Origin of the sequence: Mesorhizobium sp. M2E.F.Ca.ET.219.01.1.1 (assembly GCF_004016445.2) — a bacterium.
Lineage (GTDB): Bacteria > Pseudomonadota > Alphaproteobacteria > Rhizobiales > Rhizobiaceae > Mesorhizobium.
The window spans coordinates 2,067,371-2,081,680 of the sequence record NZ_SADT02000001.1 but is presented as its reverse complement, the minus strand read 5'-3'; the positions used below and the strand labels follow the sequence as shown (position 1 = coordinate 2,081,680).

The following is a 14,310-nucleotide window of genomic DNA, read 5'->3' as shown; positions in this document are numbered from 1 at the left end:
GATCAGATCACCGGCGGATAGAGCGTATCGATGATCATGCGCGCATCGTGGCGCGAATCGAGCATGCCGTAGGTGGTGCGCCACTGGCCGCCGAGCCGCGTTTCGACGAAGGCGTCGGCGATCCGCCCTGCTCCCAGCCGGCGCAGCTCCGCCGCGGCGGCCGAAAGCGCGAGTTGTTCCGTCAAGAGGCGCGCCGACCCCTGGTCGGTCGAGGCGACCTGCATCGCCGCCTTCAGCACGCCGATCGTGCCGCGTCCGCCGGTGCCGAGATCGCGGTCGATGCCGGCCAGCACTTCCTCGAACAGCCCGGGCGCGCGGCCAAGCACGCGCAGCACGTCGAGCGCCATGACATTGCCCGAGCCTTCCCAGATCGCGTTGACCGGCGCTTCGCGATAATAGCGGGCAAGCGGCGCTTCCTCGACATAGCCGTTGCCGCCGAGGCACTCCATCGCCTCGTAGAGCAGCGCCGGCGCGATCTTGCAGACCCAGTATTTGACCACAGGCGTCATGGCGCGGGCAAAGGCCGCCTCGCCACGATCGCTCGCCGCCTCGTCGAAGGAGCGCGCCAGCCGGAACGACAGCGCCGTGGCCGCGGCGACGTCGAGCGCCATGTCGGCCAGAACCCGCTGCATCAGCGGCTGGTCTATCAGGTTTGAGCCGAACACCTGGCGGTGGCGCGTGTGGTGGACGGCCTCGGCGAGCCCGGCCCGCATCAGCGCCGAGGAAGCGACCGCGCAGTCGAGCCTCGTCAGCGTCACCATGTCCATGATGGTCTTCACGCCCGCGCCCGGATCGCCGACCATCTCGCCGATCGCGTTGACGAACTCCACCTCCGACGAGGCGTTGGAGCGGTTGCCGAGCTTGTCCTTCAGCCGCTGGAAGCGGAAGCCGTTGCCGGACCCGTCGCCCAGGATGCGCGGGACGAGGAAGCAGGACAGCCCCTCCGGTGCCTGACCGAGCACCAGGAAGGCATCCGACATCGGCGCCGACATGAACCATTTATGGCCGGTGAGCCGATAAAAACCGCTGCCGGTGCGCTCCGCCCTGGTGGTGTTGGCGCGCACATCCGTACCGCCCTGCTTCTCGGTCATGCCCATGCCGAGCGTCAGCCCGGTCTTCTGCACCGGCGGCTTCTGCGTCTGGTCGTATTTGCGCGTCGTCACGCGCGGCGCCCATTCGCGGAAAAGTTTTGGGCTTGCCATCAGCGCCGCCAGTGACGCGCTGGTCATGGTGATGGGGCACAGATGCCCGGTCTCGAGCTCAGCGGTCAGATAGAAGCGCGCCGCCCTCACCTGGTGGCGGCGGCCGATCTCGGCATCGCCGTTCTCCCAGACGGAAGAATGCAGGCCGCCGGCAACCGAGCGGCGCATCAAGGCGTGATAGGCTGGATGGTATTCGACCAGGTCGAGGCGCCGGCCCTGGCGGTCATGCGTGCGCAATTTCGGCGTGTCGGTGTTGGCGAGGCGGGCAAGCTCCTGCGCCTCCTGCGTCATCACGAACCGGCCAAGCCCGTCGAGATCCTTGCGCACGGGGTCGGAAAAACGCTCGGCAAGCTGGATGAGCAACGGATCGCCCCGCCATGCGTTGCCGCCCGTCAGCGGCGGCGGCTGGTTGATCACCTCGTCGGTCACGCGTCTTCCTTACATCCCAAGGCCGCGATCACGAATCCGAGGCCATCCGGCCTTATAGCCCAAGCGTTACGGCACGCGCGACGAAAATACCGGGGAGAACGCCCGCAATCCAAAGCTGGCGCTTGCGGCAGGCCGGAGCGCACCCTATAGCAGCGCCTTGAGATGACCGACGCTTCGTCCCTGCCGCTCTTCCCCCACCGCCATCTTCTGGGCATCCGCGATCTTTCCCCGGCCGACATCGAGCTGCTGCTCGATCGCGCCGACCGGGCCGTGTCGATCTCGCGCCAGCCAGAAAAGAAGACCTCGACGCTGCGCGGCCGCACGCAGATCAACCTGTTCTACGAGGCATCGACCCGCACGCAATCCTCCTTCGAGCTGGCCGGCAAGCGTCTCGGCGCCGACGTCATGAACATGTCGGTGGCAAGTTCCTCCGTGAAGAAGGGCGAGACGCTGATCGACACGGCGATGACCCTCAACGCCATGCGGCCGGACATCCTGATCATCCGCCATCAGTCGGCGGGTGCCGCTGCCCTGCTCGCCCAGAAGGTCGGCTGCTCCGTGGTCAATGCCGGCGATGGCGCGCATGAGCACCCGACGCAGGCGCTGCTCGACGCGCTGACCATCCGCCGCGCCAAAGGCCCGCTGTCGAAGCTGATCGTGGCGATCTGCGGCGACATCCTGCATTCGCGCGTCGCCCGATCCAACATCATGCTGTTGAACGCGCTGGGCGCGCAGGTGCGCGTCGTGGCGCCTTCGACGCTGCTGCCCTCCGGCATCGACCGGATGGGCGTGATCGTGTCACGTTCGATGGCCGAAGGCCTCAAGGATGCCGACGTGGTGATGATGCTGCGCCTGCAGCGCGAGCGCATGGAAGGCGCCTTCGTGCCGTCGATCCGCGAATATTTCCGCTATTTCGGCCTGGATGCCGAAAAGCTGAAAGCCGCCAAGGACGATGCGCTGGTCATGCATCCCGGCCCGATGAACCGCGGCGTCGAGATCGCCTCCGAAATCGCCGACGGACCGCAAAGCGTCATCCAGGAACAGGTGGAGATGGGGGTCGCCGTGCGCATGGCGGTCATGGAGGCGCTGCTCGACCCGCGCCGCAACCATGAGGGGCGCGGCGCATGAGCGTGACCGTCTTCAGCAAGGCGCACATCGTCGACCCGTCGCGCGGCGTGGACGAGATCGGCAGCGTCATCGTCGACGGCCGCAAGATCGTCGCGGCCGGGAAAGCCGCATTGAACCAGGGCGTGCCGGAAGGCGCCACCGTCGTCGACTGCGCCGGCAAGACGATCATTCCGGGGCTTGTCGACGCTCGCGTCTTCATCGGCGAACCCGGCGGCGAGCATCGCGAGACCATCGCTTCGGCAAGCGTGGCGGCGGCGGCGGGCGGCGTCACCTCCATCGTCATGATGCCGGATACCGATCCGGTGATCGACAATGTGGCGCTGGTCGAGTTCGTGCTGCGCACGGCCCGCGATACCGCAAGCGTGAACATCTTCCCCGCGGCCGCGATCACCAAGGGCCTCGAAGGCCGCGAGATGACCGAATTCGGCCTGCTGCGCGAGGCCGGCGCCGTCGCCTACACCGACGGCCGGCACACGATCGCCAACGCGCTGGTGATGCGCCGCGCGCTGACCTATGCGCGCGATTTCGGCGGCGTGATCGCGCATGAGACGCAGGACGCCAATCTTGCCTCGTCCGGCGTCATGAATGAGGGGCTCTATGCGAGCTGGCTCGGCCTGTCGGGCATTCCGCGCGAGGCCGAGCTGATCCCGCTCGAACGCGACCTGGCATTGGCCCGGCTGACCGGCGGCGCCTATCACGCCGCCAAGATCTCGTCCGAGATGGCGGCCGGCGCGGTGAACCGGGCCAAGACCGACGGCGCCAATGTCACGGCTGGGGTCGCCATCCACAATCTGTCGCTCAACGAGAACGATGTCGGCGAATACCGCACCTTCTTCCGGCTGACCCCGCCCTTGCGCGCCGAGGACGACCGCCTGTCGATGATCGAAGCGGTCAAGGACGGCACGATCGACATCATCGTCTCCTCGCACGACCCGCAAGACGTCGACACCAAGCGCCTGCCCTTCGCCGATGCCGCTGCCGGCGCCATCGGGCTGGAGACGCTGCTTGGCGCGGCGCTTCGGCTCTACCACAATGGCGATGTGCCGCTGCTCAGGCTGATCGAGACGCTGTCCACCGCGCCGGCGAGACTGTTCGGCCTGCCGGGCGGCACGCTGCGGCCGGGCGCGCCGGCCGATCTCGCGGTCGTCGATCTCGACGAGCCATGGATCGTAAGCGAAAGCGGCCTGCACTCGCGCTCGAAGAACACCTGTTTCGAAGGTGCGCGCCTCCAGGGCAAGGTCCTGCAGACGGTGGTCGCGGGCCGCACGGTGTTTTCCGGATAGACCGCCCTTCGGCCCTGGCGAGCCTGTAGGCACAGAGTTGCTTGGCGAACCCTCTCAACTCTACCATTATGCCCGACCGATGCTCGAGCAGCGCCAGCTATTGCAAACCAGAGTTGCATAACGCAAATTGGATCAATCGTAAGGTGAGAGCCGGGACAAAAGAATAAGGGGGAAACGATGGGTTACGCGATCGCGCTCGTCTTCGGCTATCTGCTCGGCTCGATCCCATTCGGGCTTCTGATCACCCGCGCTGCCGGTCTCGGCGACGTCCGCAAGATCGGTTCCGGCAATATCGGCGCGACCAATGTGCTGAGGACGGGCAATAAGGGGCTCGCTGCCGCAACACTGCTGCTCGACGCGCTGAAGGGCACGGCCGCCGCGCTGGTCGCCGGGCATTTTTCGCCGGACTTCGGACTGGCGGCCGGCTTCGGCGCCTTCCTCGGCCATCTCTTCCCGGTCTGGCTCGGCTTCAAGGGCGGCAAGGGCGTCGCAACCTATCTCGGCGTGCTGCTCGGCCTCGCCTGGCAAGGCATGCTCGTCTTCGCCGTCGTCTGGCTCGCGATGGCCTTCCTGTTCCGCTATTCCTCGCTGGCCGCACTGACGGCGGCGTTCATCGTGCCGGTCGCGCTCTATTTCATCAGCACGCCGCAGATCGCCGGCCTGTTCGCCGTGATGAGCCTGATCGTCATCATCAAGCATCATGCCAACATCTCGCGGCTGCTGGCCGGCACCGAAGGCAAGATCGGGGCGAAGGGATGAGCGCTCCGGCCGCCGGCCCGCGTCTCAGCGACCGGCAGCGGCTTGCCTGGCTTCGGCTGATCCGCACGCCCAATGTCGGGCCGGCCTCGTTTCGCGAGCTGATCAACCGCTTCGGCTCGGCCGAAGCAGCACTCGAAATGCTGCCCGAATTGATGATCTCCGGCGGCGCCAACCGTATCGTCCGCATCCCCTCCGTCGCCGAAGCCGAGGCCGAACTGGACGCCGCCCGGCGCGCCGGCGCGCGCTTCGTGGGTATCGGAGAAGTAGATTATCCGCCCTTGTTGAAGACCCTCGACAACCCACCGCCGCTGCTGGCGGTGAGAGGCGAAGGCGCGGTCTTCCGCCTGCCGGCAGTGGCGATCGTCGGCGCCCGCAACGCCTCGCTGGCCGGCATCAAGATGGCACGCATGCTGGCAGCCGACCTCGCCCGTGAAGGCTACGCCATCGTGTCGGGCCTGGCGCGCGGCATCGATACGGCCGCGCACAAAGGCAGCGTTTCGACTGGAACCATCGGCGTTCTGGCCGGCGGGCTCGATGTCCCCTACCCGCCCGAGAATGCCGGCCTGTGCGACGAGATCGCCGATCGCGGCGGCGCCATCGTTTCGGAAATGCCCTTCGCCTGGCAGCCGCGCGCCCAGGATTTCCCGCGCCGCAACCGCCTTGTCGCCGGCATGGCCCTCGGCCTGGTGGTGGTCGAAGCCGCGCAACGCTCCGGCTCGCTGATCAGCGCACGCCTCGCCAATGAAATGGGCCGGCTGGTCTTTGCCGTGCCAGGCTCGCCACTCGACCCACGCGCCGCCGGCTGCAACGCCCTGCTCAAGGACGGCGTCACGCTGGTCACCGAAGCCGCCGACGTGCTCGGCGCGCTGGCACCGCTAGCCGGCACCCGCGCTCCAAGAACCACGCCGCTGGCCGAGGCGCCCGACATGTCGGCCATGCCGCCACCCGGTGAAAACGACCGCGCCGACGTGCTGGAGGCGCTCGGGCCCACGCCCATCGCAGTGGACGACATCATCCGCCACACCGGAGTGAGCGCCGCGCAGATTGCCATGGTGCTTCTGGAACTCGACCTTGCCGGGCGGCTCGAGCGCCACGCCGGCGGAAATGTATCGCTGATCGCGTGACCTCGGCGTCGCCTGCCGGCCCGAATTTCCCTACCGAAACAAATATTTCGACACTTCCGGATTGCCGCGGCGCCACATCACATTGTCGAGGAAGTAGTGGTGCACGTTGATGAAGATCAGCACGATGAAGAAGAACAGCGACGAACCGAGCACCTGTTTGTCGTAGGGGACCAGGGCGGTCAGCACGAACGGGATCAGCCAGAAGCCGAGATAGCCAAGCGCCCCACCCCCGATGATGAACCCCAGCACCCGCAGCCTGTAGCGAGGCCCGAGCACCGATAGTATTTTCGGCTCCGGGTCGCTCGCGGCATCCGAGACGTCACGCTCGACATTGGTCTGATAGCGCCACACCACGGCCAGATATTGCAGCGAGTGCAGCGCCGGCACCACCAGCAGCCAGAGCGGGTTTATCCTGGCAATCAGGATCCAGAGATAGAGCGAGGCGCTATAGGCGACGATGCCATTGTAAGGCAGGCCGCCGCCATTCCGTCGCCAGCGGTTGATCAGCATCAGAACCGTGGCCGCCGTCGATCCGACGGCCGCAAGGACGGCAATATCGGTGATCCAGGACGGCGCCGCGAAGGTGTAATATTGAAGGCCGTAATACTGCCCTTGTGTCACGGCCGTGTTGGTCTGCAGCCAGGCAAGGATCCACACCGCGTAGCTGTTGACGAGCAGCACCTTCTTGTCCCGGTCGTCGAAGCATTTGCGCTTCAGGACGGCGTCGACCATCAGCATGCCGTAGCCTTGCTTGACGTAGTGCCAGCCGACGAAGAAGAACATCGCATTTGCCGCGAAGCCGAGCAGCCGCGTGTTCGACGTCGCCGCGCCATAGGCGAAGAACAGCGCCATGATCACCGGGACGATGACGCCGGCGAAAATGTAGCGAAGCTGCAGGCTCCTGTCGTATCCCTCGCCGCGCGCCTTGCGGCCGAAATTGCGATAGAAGATCTGGTAGGAATGGGCGAAATGCGGGTAGTTCACCAGATAGGCCACGACAACCATCGTCGCGGCCAGCGGGCCTTCGTATTCGCGGGGCACGAAGAACAGCACGGGCAGGATCAGAAACGCGCTGCCGCCGAGCATGAGGAAATCGGCGACCGGGCCGAAGAGATATCTGCCGGGCGGCGTCGCCGCTTTACGGGCCGTGGTCTCTACCGAAAGGTCAAGTGCCATCCTGGAGCCTCCCTCGGGGCCCCGAGTTTAACAATGCCCCTGTCCAGGGACAAGGCAACGCGGCGGGATCACCTTTGTCTTGGGGAAGTCACACCGCCAGGCTGAGGCAGTCGAAGCGATCTTCACCAGCCGCTTCCTGGCCTCGCGACCCGCTGCTGTTCCGCCCTTATGCGGTCGCACAGGACAAGATTGATCCAGAGGGCCCCATCGACTTCGGTCCGTCGCCCTATCTCCCAAGTAGCCGACGGGATTTTTCGTTAAAGCAGCCAATCGATCACAAAAGCGGGAATGTGCGAGCCATGGTCTGCTAGAGCGGTGCTCGCGTTTTCCGGCAACGAAACGTCCGCATGTGGAGCGAAATGATCGCCGGCAGAGGCGGTCTCAACAGCGGCGCCAAAGGTGGCCGGTGGAAGGTGGCCGGCGGCTTGATCGGGAAGCTTGCTTAGCACGTCGCTTGGCATCGGGAATGAGGGTGGTTTACCTGACATCGATTATCCTCCAACACGACACCCCCGCGAATAACTTTAGGTTCAACTAATATTAAAAATCAAGAATGCTTATCGGAATCGGAACCCCACTGCGGCCCGCGAATTGCATAAGCAAGCGGTCGAGCCCGTTGCCAATCTCTCCCGAGTGGCAGCGGGCTCTTCATTTCGGACTCGTAGGGGCGCGCCGCTAGTCAGCCGTCTTAAGCGGGATTTGAAATCGATAGATTACGCCGCGCTCGCTATCCGTCACTCTAACCCATTTCTCGTCGGCGCCTGCTTCCCACTCTGGAGCTACAACAGCATCGCTGATGACGCGGGCGACGGCCTCTTCAGGGGTCTCCGCGGTAATCTCGCGGCCTGCGGTCGGCAAATCGCCGGCCATCTCTTCGACGAAAAACCTTTTGGACACCTGGTCCGTCCTCGCTGAGAGCTTGGCTGGCCCGTACGTATCGTTCCATCCGATTTGTTTGGTCATTTGCGCTCCGAAACGTCATGGGTAGCGTTCAACGTTCGTGCGACTTGGAGGTTCAACGCCGGGAGCGAAATAGAAGGGGCAGGGATCGGCCTGTGGAACCACGCCTTGTCCATAAGCGGCCCGACAGTTCCGCGCTCTGTTGGGGTGCGTTGGATTGAACCGCCGGGCCTAGCCGACTCCCGGGTTGGGGAGTCAGCCGATGCAGAGGTTACATTAGCAAGGCTGCATGAATATCACGGTTGGTTACATTCCACCGGTTTCATGGAACTCGCCGGGCGAGGCCCCCAACAGCTGCCTCAAGCCCGACGAGCTGCCGGAGATCAACCCGGCAATGGCTGCCTTGCAAGGCCGGTGCCAGTATTGCCGTCCTGAAACGATACGCCTCCGCGGTCTTGGCTTTCGGGTGCGGGGCCGCGTGTTCGACATCGCCGCGCCGTAGGCGAAGAACAGCGCCATGATCATCGGAACGATGACGCCGGCGAAAATGAAAATGTAGCGAAGCTGCAGGCTCCTGTTGTATCCGCGGCAAGATCGCCCTTGTCTTGGGGACGTCACACCGTCAGGCTGAGGCAGTCGAAGCGATCTTCACCAGCCGCTTTCTGGCCTCCGCGACCCGCTGCTGTTCCGACCTTATGCGGTCGCACAGCACAAGATTGATCCCCACGCCGCATTCCTCGTCCAGCAGTTCTTTTGGGTGATTGAGCGAAATCTCCGCGCGCTTGACGTGCTGCCTGGCCCTGGCCAGTTCCAAGTTCAGTACATCCACTGTATCGGCATCCCAAATTGCGGTCCCTTCGGCAGGGAAACAGCCGCGCATGGCTTTTTGTTCCGATTGCTGGAAACGCTGAAGTCGCGCTGGGAGTGCCACGCCGTTCTCGATGTCGCCGAACTGGTCAGGCGGTTCGGGCCGGACCAGCCCTGCCTTCATTGGGATCTGCTCAAGATCATCTATTGCAGCGAATGCCGCGGCGCCGGCCGCGATGATCGGAACCTGCAGTTCACCAGCCACGCGCTGACACCAAGAGCTGGACGCCTTGTCCGTGAGCGGCCCGACTCTTCAAGAGGCTGAGCGGAGCATCCTAGAATCTGATCATGCTGTGCCATTGCAGCAGATAAAGGATCACCAAGATCACCACTCCCACGGCAACCGAGATCGCGAAGCGACTCATGCCTTGCCCGCAACCATGGAGCGCCCTCACGGTGCGCTGCCGGTGTTAACAGCGGTGGCAATCGAAACAAACTCGGCATTGAGCGCGCCGCCCAGTGAGCTGGCCCCAAGCATGATTCCCAAGGCGATAAGCGCTGCAATCAAACCATACTCGATGGCCGTTGCTCCGGAATCGTCACGCAGAAAATTCGCTATCAATTGCATCTTTGCACAAGCCCCTGAACCGCCGATCAAGCAAGTATTAGGGCTTACTAATTTAGATAGGGTAAACGGACGTTCCCAGTTTTTATCCAGTTAGGGAAAACGTAGCGAAGCTGCAGGCTCCTGTTGTATCCGCGGCAAGATCGCCCTTGTCTTGGGGACGTCACACCGTCAGGCTGAGGCAGTCGAAGCGATCTTCACCAGCCGCTTTCTGGCCTCCGCGACTCGCTGCTGTTCCGACCTTATGCGGTCGCACAGCACAAGATTGATCCCGACGCCGCATTCCTCGTCCAGCAGTTCTTTTGCGTGATTGAGCGAAATCTCCGCGCGCTTGACGCGCTGCCTGGCCCTGGCCAGTTCCAAGTTCAATACGTCCACTGTATCCGCATCCCAAGATTGCGGTCCCTTCAAGAACTAAACAGGCGCGGATAGCTTTTGTTCCGGTTGGCAGGACATCAAAGCCGGCCGGCCCGCAAAGCGCGACTATTTCCCCGGCCCGTCGTTCCTGGAGCCGATTTCAGCGGAACCAAAGCCGGTGGACCCGTTGGTGCTGGCCTAACCTACCCAATTACCGATCGTTTCGTCGTCAATGTTGACTATCGGTATTCCGGCTATGGCAGCACCACCTCAGTCCAGCTAATACTATAGGGGACACTAAGGACACTGAAACATTCTCCAAGAGAATCGTAAGCTTGGTGTCCACGCGCGAGGCTTTTGCCTATGCCCTCGCAACAGGGAGGGCGGGCTGATGCTGATGGCTTCAAAGCCCAAGCGTCCAGTCGGCCATTGGCAGTCTGATCGGCCGATCCGGCTCGACCAATGCAGCCTCGACCAACTCGGCCGCCGCCTTCAAGACCAAATCAGCACCGTCGTCAATTTGGTCGAGGCGTTTGATTACCCGGTCATGCAAAAGCGAAAGGCGCGCGGCCCGGTGAAGAGCGGCTCGCCTTTCGCCATCCCGATCCAAAGGAGCAAAGTGCATAACAGCATCTACTCGAAACGCAGTGGTGCTGACGGCGACCCTCGCTCAGATCGATCGTGCCGACGAGATCGCCATATGGCTGTTAGTCACCTACGAATGGAGTATTTCATGCCAATCGGAGCGTTCATTCGTCTTAATCTTGCTGGCCAGGTAACCTCGTCATTATCGTCGAAGCTCTGCAAGACGGGTGGCCTCAACCAACTCCAGTAGTGCCTGCTGCACAGCGTCGGCCGAGGCGTCGGTCAACTGCATTTGGTGGTCGACCCGGAACTGCAGCGGCGCCAGCTTGGCCGACAGGTACAGGCCGCCGCCGTGTGCATGCCCCTTGGTGTCGAAACTTCCGATCTGCATGAGATGAAAACAGAGCCACGCACTCTTGGTTCCGGGACCGCTGGCTCGCCTGATGACGACGCTCGACATCATGTTCCTCGGAACCGTGCTCGACGGTTGGCTGGCGCAGCGCCTAATGGCCGGTGATCATTCCGCACTCGGAACGTTGGCCGCAGGGAGAGCGAAGGGTACTGCGCGCTAACCGGCGCTGAATTGCCAAGCCAAAGCTCAAGATCGAAAACAAGGGAGTCGTTACTTCGGGGAAAAGCACAAACTGGTTGCTTAGCCTGCCATTGGCGGCAAGCAAGGCACCGTGTTTGTCGTAGACTGAGCCCTTGAGGTCGAGCTGAAGCGATTCCTGCGTCTCAAGTAGGATTGCTTTTTGTAGCGGAGCCTCCCCCACACCCCAACTCATCAAAAGTCATCTGGTTAGCCGCCCGTTAGACCGTGTGGACGGCTGCCCCTGTTCGTTTCGGGTCGAAACATAAATACTGAATTTATTAGGAGATTTGGTGAGCGCGATGGGATTCGAACCCATGACCTACTGATTAAAAGTCAGTTGCTCTACCGGCTGAGCTACGCGCTCCCGCGGGCTCGAAACGCCGCCCTCGAAATTGCGCGGAACATAGGGAGAGTGCCGCGGCCGGTCAACCGGAAAAAGATGGCTTTCCCGCCGCAGATTTTCGGGGTTTCCGGCGCCCCTTTCGGCGGTCGGGGCACTTGTTTCAAGCAAGCCTCAGCCGGTCGCCTATGACCACCCGCATATTTCAGAAATCCATTGAATAACAACAGGTTGAGATTCAAACGGGAACCGTCGCGGCGATTTTCCGTTTTTCGGGCACAGGGACGCCAACCATCGTTTCAAGGAGAAGACCCATGAGAAAAATCGTATCGGGCTTGCTTGCCGCCACCTTGTCGGTTTCGTTCGCCGCCGCTGCGGCGGTGCCCGCCAATGCCGCGCAGGTGTTCGTCCCGCAGGCTTCGCCTGCGTCGCCCGATGTCCAGAACGTCGCCGAACGCGACTGGCGCTGGAGACACAACGGCAATTGGCGCGGCGGGCAGCGCTTCTCGCGCAACGACGGCATGTATTGGAACGGCCATCGCGGCTATCGCGAATACCGGCACGGCTATCGCCGCCATGGCGACTATTGGTTCCCGCTTGCCGCTTTCGCCACCGGCGCGTTGATCACCGGCGCCATCGTCAACAGCGAGAACAACCGCGTCTACCGCGGCGATGCGCATGTGCAGTGGTGCTACGACCGCTACCGTTCGTATCGCGCCTCGGACAACACCTTCCAGCCCAACAGCGGCCCGCGACGGCAGTGCGTGTCGCCCTACTGACGGCCTCCAGTCAGTACCAAAGCAATTCCAGGAAAAGTGCGTAGCGGTTTTCCCTCCGGAATTGCGGAAAGCACATATTTTGGTCGTTGACCGAGCCCGTGCCTCGAGAGGCCCGGGCTCTCTCGCCATGCCTCGCGGCGAAGGACTGTGTCAGTTCGCCCATCGTATGTTCTTGAAGACCAGATAGAGAGCGCCGCCCTCCCCGCGCGAGGAGCGATAAGCTCCAAGCGCGTTGCAAACCCGAACCATCGCTGCCGTCAGTTCCCAGCCGAGCGCATCCAGATCGCCGCTCGTATCGTCCACATAGGCCTGGGCGAGGTCGTCCACGCCCTTTTTCTCCCCGAACGCCCGCATCAACTTCGCGTCGCCGACAAGGTCGCCCGGTAAGTTCGAATTGGCCCAAGCCCAGAGCCAATTGCCCGCCTTGGCGCTGGTAGAGCCGGCAATCTGGATTTCCGAGATAACCTTGGCGCCCGCTTTGTCAGAGAAAATCAGCTTCCCGGCCGCCAGGTCGTAGTTATAACGCATCCAGTGGCCGAGGCGGAAATCCTGCTCCAGGCGTGCGTTCTTGGCGGCAAGCTGTTCGAAGGCTTCGTCGCGCCAGGCAGGATACCAATCCGGTTGCATTCTCCCCCGGTCCAGCGATCGTTACTGCGTACTCAGCGTCCTGCGCACCGCGTCGCGCCATCCGGCCAGTTTTGCCCCGCGCGTGGCCGCATCCATCTCCGGCTTGAAGCGGCGTTCCAGCGCCCAGCTTCTCGCGAATTCCTTTGCCTTCGGCCAGACCCCCGCCTTCGATCCCGCGAGCCACGCCGCGCCCAGGGCGGTCGTCTCCAGGATCGTCGGACGATCGACCGGCGCGTCGAGAATGTCGGCCAGCCGCTGCATGGTCCAGTCGGACGCCACCATGCCGCCATCGACCCGAAGCACCGTCTTGGCCGAGGCGCCTTTCCAATCCTTGCGCATCGCGTCGAGCAGGTCGCGCGTCTGGAATGCGACCGACTCGAGTGCCGCGCGCGCGAACTCGGCCGGGCCTGAATTGCGCGTCAGCCCGAAGATCGCGCCGCGCGCCTCCGCGTCCCAATGCGGCGCGCCAAGGCCGACAAAGGCCGGCACCAGATAGACGGCTTGCGCTGGATCGGCAGTCGCCGCGAGCGCACCGCTTTGCTCAGCCTTGCCGATCACCTTGATGCCGTCGCGCAGCCACTGCACGGCGGCGCCCGCGATGAAGATCGAGCCTTCCAGCGCATAGGTGGTCTTGCCGTTCAGCCGGTAGGCGATCGTGGTCAGAAGCCGGTTCCTCGAGCGCACAAGGTCCGCGCCGGTGTTGAGCAGCGCAAAGCAGCCGGTGCCGTAAGTCGACTTCATCATGCCGGGCTCGAAACAGGCCTGGCCGATGGTCGCCGCGTGCTGGTCGCCGGCAACGCCGAGGATGCGCATCTCGGCGCCGAACAGGCTCTTTTCGGTGACGCCGAAGTCGTCGGCGCAGTCCTTAACCTGAGGCAGGATCGCGGCCGGTATGTTCAGGATCGAGAGCAGCTCTTCGTCCCAGACATTCTTCTCGATGTTGTAGACCAGCGTGCGGGAGGCATTGGTGGCGTCGGTCGCGTGCACCTGGCCGCCGGTCAGCCGCCAGATCAGGAAACTGTCGATCGTGCCGGCGAGCAGTTCGCCCTTCTCGGCGCGCTTCCTGGCTCCTTTCACCTTGTCCAGCATCCACGCGATCTTGGTTCCGGAGAAATAGGGATCGAGCAGCAGCCCGGTCTTCTTGGTGAATTTTTTCTCGAGCCCCTGCTTCTTCAGCTTCTGGCAGAGCGACGCCGTGCGCCTGTCCTGCCATACGATGGCATTGTGGATCGGCTGGCCGGTCGCTTTGTCCCAGATGACCACAGTCTCACGCTGGTTGGTGATGCCGATAGCGGCCACATCCGAAGCGGTACGGCCGGCGGACTTAAGCGCCGACTTCACCGTGGCGAGAACGCTTGCCCAGATATCTTCCGGGTCGTGTTCGACCCAGCCGGACGCCGGATAACTCTGCGCGAATTCCTGCTGGCCGGTACCCGCGACCTTCATCTTGTCGTCGAACAGGATCGCCCGGGTCGAGGTCGTTCCCTGGTCGATCGCCAGCACAAAACCGCTCATTCCGTTCCCTCCACTACTCATGCAACAGGGGAGACGGCCAAGCCGCCTCCCCTGCATTCCCTACGCGGGCGAACGCGCCCAC

16 protein-coding genes and 1 tRNA gene are annotated in these 14,310 nt (G+C 63.3%); 6 read left to right on the top strand and 11 right to left on the bottom strand.

Annotation, left to right across the window (positions count from 1 at the left end; genetic code table 11):
* Positions 1-2: 2 nt before the first annotated feature.
* Complete coding sequence (locus tag EN862_RS09905; RefSeq protein ID WP_127863890.1) at positions 3-1,631, bottom strand: DNA alkylation response protein; 1,629 nt, start codon at positions 1,629-1,631, stop codon at positions 3-5.
* A 162-nt stretch (positions 1,632-1,793) separates the two neighbouring features.
* Between EN862_RS09905 and EN862_RS09900 the strand changes: the two genes are divergently transcribed.
* The 4 genes from EN862_RS09900 (at position 1,794) to dprA (ending at position 5,925) form a co-directional block, all read left to right on the top strand.
* Entirely contained in the window at positions 1,794-2,759 is a 966-nt protein-coding gene (locus EN862_RS09900; RefSeq protein ID WP_127863889.1) for an aspartate carbamoyltransferase catalytic subunit, read from the top strand.
* Positions 2,756-4,042 (top strand): dihydroorotase, encoded by a 1,287-nt coding sequence (locus tag EN862_RS09895; protein WP_127863888.1) that lies wholly within the window; start codon positions 2,756-2,758, stop codon positions 4,040-4,042. The genes EN862_RS09900 and EN862_RS09895 overlap by 4 nt, the downstream gene beginning before the upstream one ends.
* Positions 4,043-4,219: 177 nt before the next feature.
* On the top strand, positions 4,220-4,801 hold the full coding sequence (gene plsY / locus EN862_RS09890) for a glycerol-3-phosphate 1-O-acyltransferase PlsY (protein WP_127863887.1): 582 nt from the start codon (positions 4,220-4,222) through the stop codon (positions 4,799-4,801).
* On the top strand, positions 4,798-5,925 hold the full coding sequence (dprA, locus tag EN862_RS09885; RefSeq protein ID WP_127863886.1) for a DNA-processing protein DprA: 1,128 nt from the start codon (positions 4,798-4,800) through the stop codon (positions 5,923-5,925). The genes plsY and dprA overlap by 4 nt, the downstream gene beginning before the upstream one ends.
* 30 nt (positions 5,926-5,955) lie before the next feature.
* On the opposite strand, the gene EN862_RS09880 is transcribed toward dprA, so the two are convergent.
* The 3 genes from EN862_RS09880 to EN862_RS09870 form a co-directional block, all read right to left on the bottom strand.
* On the bottom strand, positions 5,956-7,101 hold the full coding sequence (locus EN862_RS09880) for a hypothetical protein (RefSeq protein WP_127863885.1): 1,146 nt from the start codon (positions 7,099-7,101) through the stop codon (positions 5,956-5,958).
* Between the two features lie 257 nt (positions 7,102-7,358).
* Entirely contained in the window at positions 7,359-7,589 is a 231-nt protein-coding gene (locus tag EN862_RS09875; RefSeq protein ID WP_127863884.1) for a hypothetical protein, read from the bottom strand.
* Between the two features lie 187 nt (positions 7,590-7,776).
* Positions 7,777-8,064, bottom strand: a complete 288-nt coding sequence (locus EN862_RS09870; RefSeq protein WP_127863883.1) for a hypothetical protein — start codon at positions 8,062-8,064, stop codon at positions 7,777-7,779.
* Positions 8,065-8,290: 226 nt separating this feature from the next.
* Here EN862_RS09870 and EN862_RS09865 point away from each other — a divergent pair, with 226 nt between their 5' ends.
* The gene (locus tag EN862_RS09865) at positions 8,291-8,503 is read left to right on the top strand and encodes a hypothetical protein (RefSeq protein ID WP_127863882.1); all 213 of its coding nucleotides are present in this window, start codon (positions 8,291-8,293) and stop codon (positions 8,501-8,503) included.
* Positions 8,504-8,623: 120 nt separating this feature from the next.
* Here EN862_RS09865 and EN862_RS36780 read toward each other — a convergent pair whose 3' ends face one another.
* The 5 genes from EN862_RS36780 to EN862_RS09840 form a co-directional block, all read right to left on the bottom strand.
* Entirely contained in the window at positions 8,624-9,073 is a 450-nt protein-coding gene (locus EN862_RS36780; protein WP_245519534.1) for a hypothetical protein, read from the bottom strand.
* A 186-nt stretch (positions 9,074-9,259) separates the two neighbouring features.
* Positions 9,260-9,436 carry a Flp family type IVb pilin gene (locus EN862_RS09855; RefSeq protein WP_127863881.1) on the bottom strand — a complete coding sequence of 59 codons (177 nt, stop codon included), beginning with the start codon at positions 9,434-9,436 and terminating at the stop codon, positions 9,260-9,262.
* A 168-nt stretch (positions 9,437-9,604) separates the two neighbouring features.
* Positions 9,605-9,811 carry a hypothetical protein gene (locus EN862_RS09850; protein ID WP_127863880.1) on the bottom strand — a complete coding sequence of 69 codons (207 nt, stop codon included), beginning with the start codon at positions 9,809-9,811 and terminating at the stop codon, positions 9,605-9,607.
* 766 nt (positions 9,812-10,577) lie between these two features.
* Positions 10,578-10,835: a hypothetical protein gene (locus tag EN862_RS09845; RefSeq protein ID WP_127878952.1), complete on the bottom strand. Its 258-nt coding sequence runs from the start codon at positions 10,833-10,835 to the stop codon at positions 10,578-10,580.
* Positions 10,836-11,255: 420 nt separating this feature from the next.
* Positions 11,256-11,331, bottom strand: a tRNA-Lys gene (locus EN862_RS09840).
* A 290-nt stretch (positions 11,332-11,621) separates the two neighbouring features.
* Here EN862_RS09840 and EN862_RS09835 point away from each other — a divergent pair.
* Complete coding sequence (locus EN862_RS09835; RefSeq protein ID WP_127863878.1) at positions 11,622-12,086, top strand: BA14K family protein; 465 nt, start codon at positions 11,622-11,624, stop codon at positions 12,084-12,086.
* Between the two features lie 150 nt (positions 12,087-12,236).
* Here EN862_RS09835 and EN862_RS09825 read toward each other — a convergent pair whose 3' ends face one another.
* The gene (locus EN862_RS09825) at positions 12,237-12,713 is read right to left on the bottom strand and encodes a DUF6882 domain-containing protein (RefSeq protein WP_127863876.1); all 477 of its coding nucleotides are present in this window, start codon (positions 12,711-12,713) and stop codon (positions 12,237-12,239) included.
* 21 nt (positions 12,714-12,734) lie between these two features.
* Entirely contained in the window at positions 12,735-14,228 is a 1,494-nt protein-coding gene (gene glpK, locus EN862_RS09820; RefSeq protein ID WP_127863875.1) for a glycerol kinase GlpK, read from the bottom strand.
* Between the last annotated feature and the right edge of the window lie 82 nt (positions 14,229-14,310).

Coding starts and splice junctions, on each gene's coding strand:
- plsY (WP_127863887.1), top strand. CDS start 4,220: ATGGGTTACGCGATCGCGCTCGTCTTCGGCTATCTGCTCGGCTCGATC.
- EN862_RS09870 (WP_127863883.1), bottom strand. CDS start 8,064: ATGACCAAACAAATCGGATGGAACGATACGTACGGGCCAGCCAAGCTC.
- EN862_RS09875 (WP_127863884.1), bottom strand. CDS start 7,589: ATGTCAGGTAAACCACCCTCATTCCCGATGCCAAGCGACGTGCTAAGC.
- EN862_RS09900 (WP_127863889.1), top strand. CDS start 1,794: ATGACCGACGCTTCGTCCCTGCCGCTCTTCCCCCACCGCCATCTTCTG.
- EN862_RS09855 (WP_127863881.1), bottom strand. CDS start 9,436: ATGCAATTGATAGCGAATTTTCTGCGTGACGATTCCGGAGCAACGGCC.
- EN862_RS09835 (WP_127863878.1), top strand. CDS start 11,622: ATGAGAAAAATCGTATCGGGCTTGCTTGCCGCCACCTTGTCGGTTTCG.
- EN862_RS09880 (WP_127863885.1), bottom strand. CDS start 7,101: ATGGCACTTGACCTTTCGGTAGAGACCACGGCCCGTAAAGCGGCGACG.
- EN862_RS09895 (WP_127863888.1), top strand. CDS start 2,756: ATGAGCGTGACCGTCTTCAGCAAGGCGCACATCGTCGACCCGTCGCGC.
- EN862_RS09865 (WP_127863882.1), top strand. CDS start 8,291: ATGAATATCACGGTTGGTTACATTCCACCGGTTTCATGGAACTCGCCG.
- EN862_RS09825 (WP_127863876.1), bottom strand. CDS start 12,713: ATGCAACCGGATTGGTATCCTGCCTGGCGCGACGAAGCCTTCGAACAG.
- glpK (WP_127863875.1), bottom strand. CDS start 14,228: ATGAGCGGTTTTGTGCTGGCGATCGACCAGGGAACGACCTCGACCCGG.
- dprA (WP_127863886.1), top strand. CDS start 4,798: ATGAGCGCTCCGGCCGCCGGCCCGCGTCTCAGCGACCGGCAGCGGCTT.
- EN862_RS09845 (WP_127878952.1), bottom strand. CDS start 10,835: ATGTCGAGCGTCGTCATCAGGCGAGCCAGCGGTCCCGGAACCAAGAGT.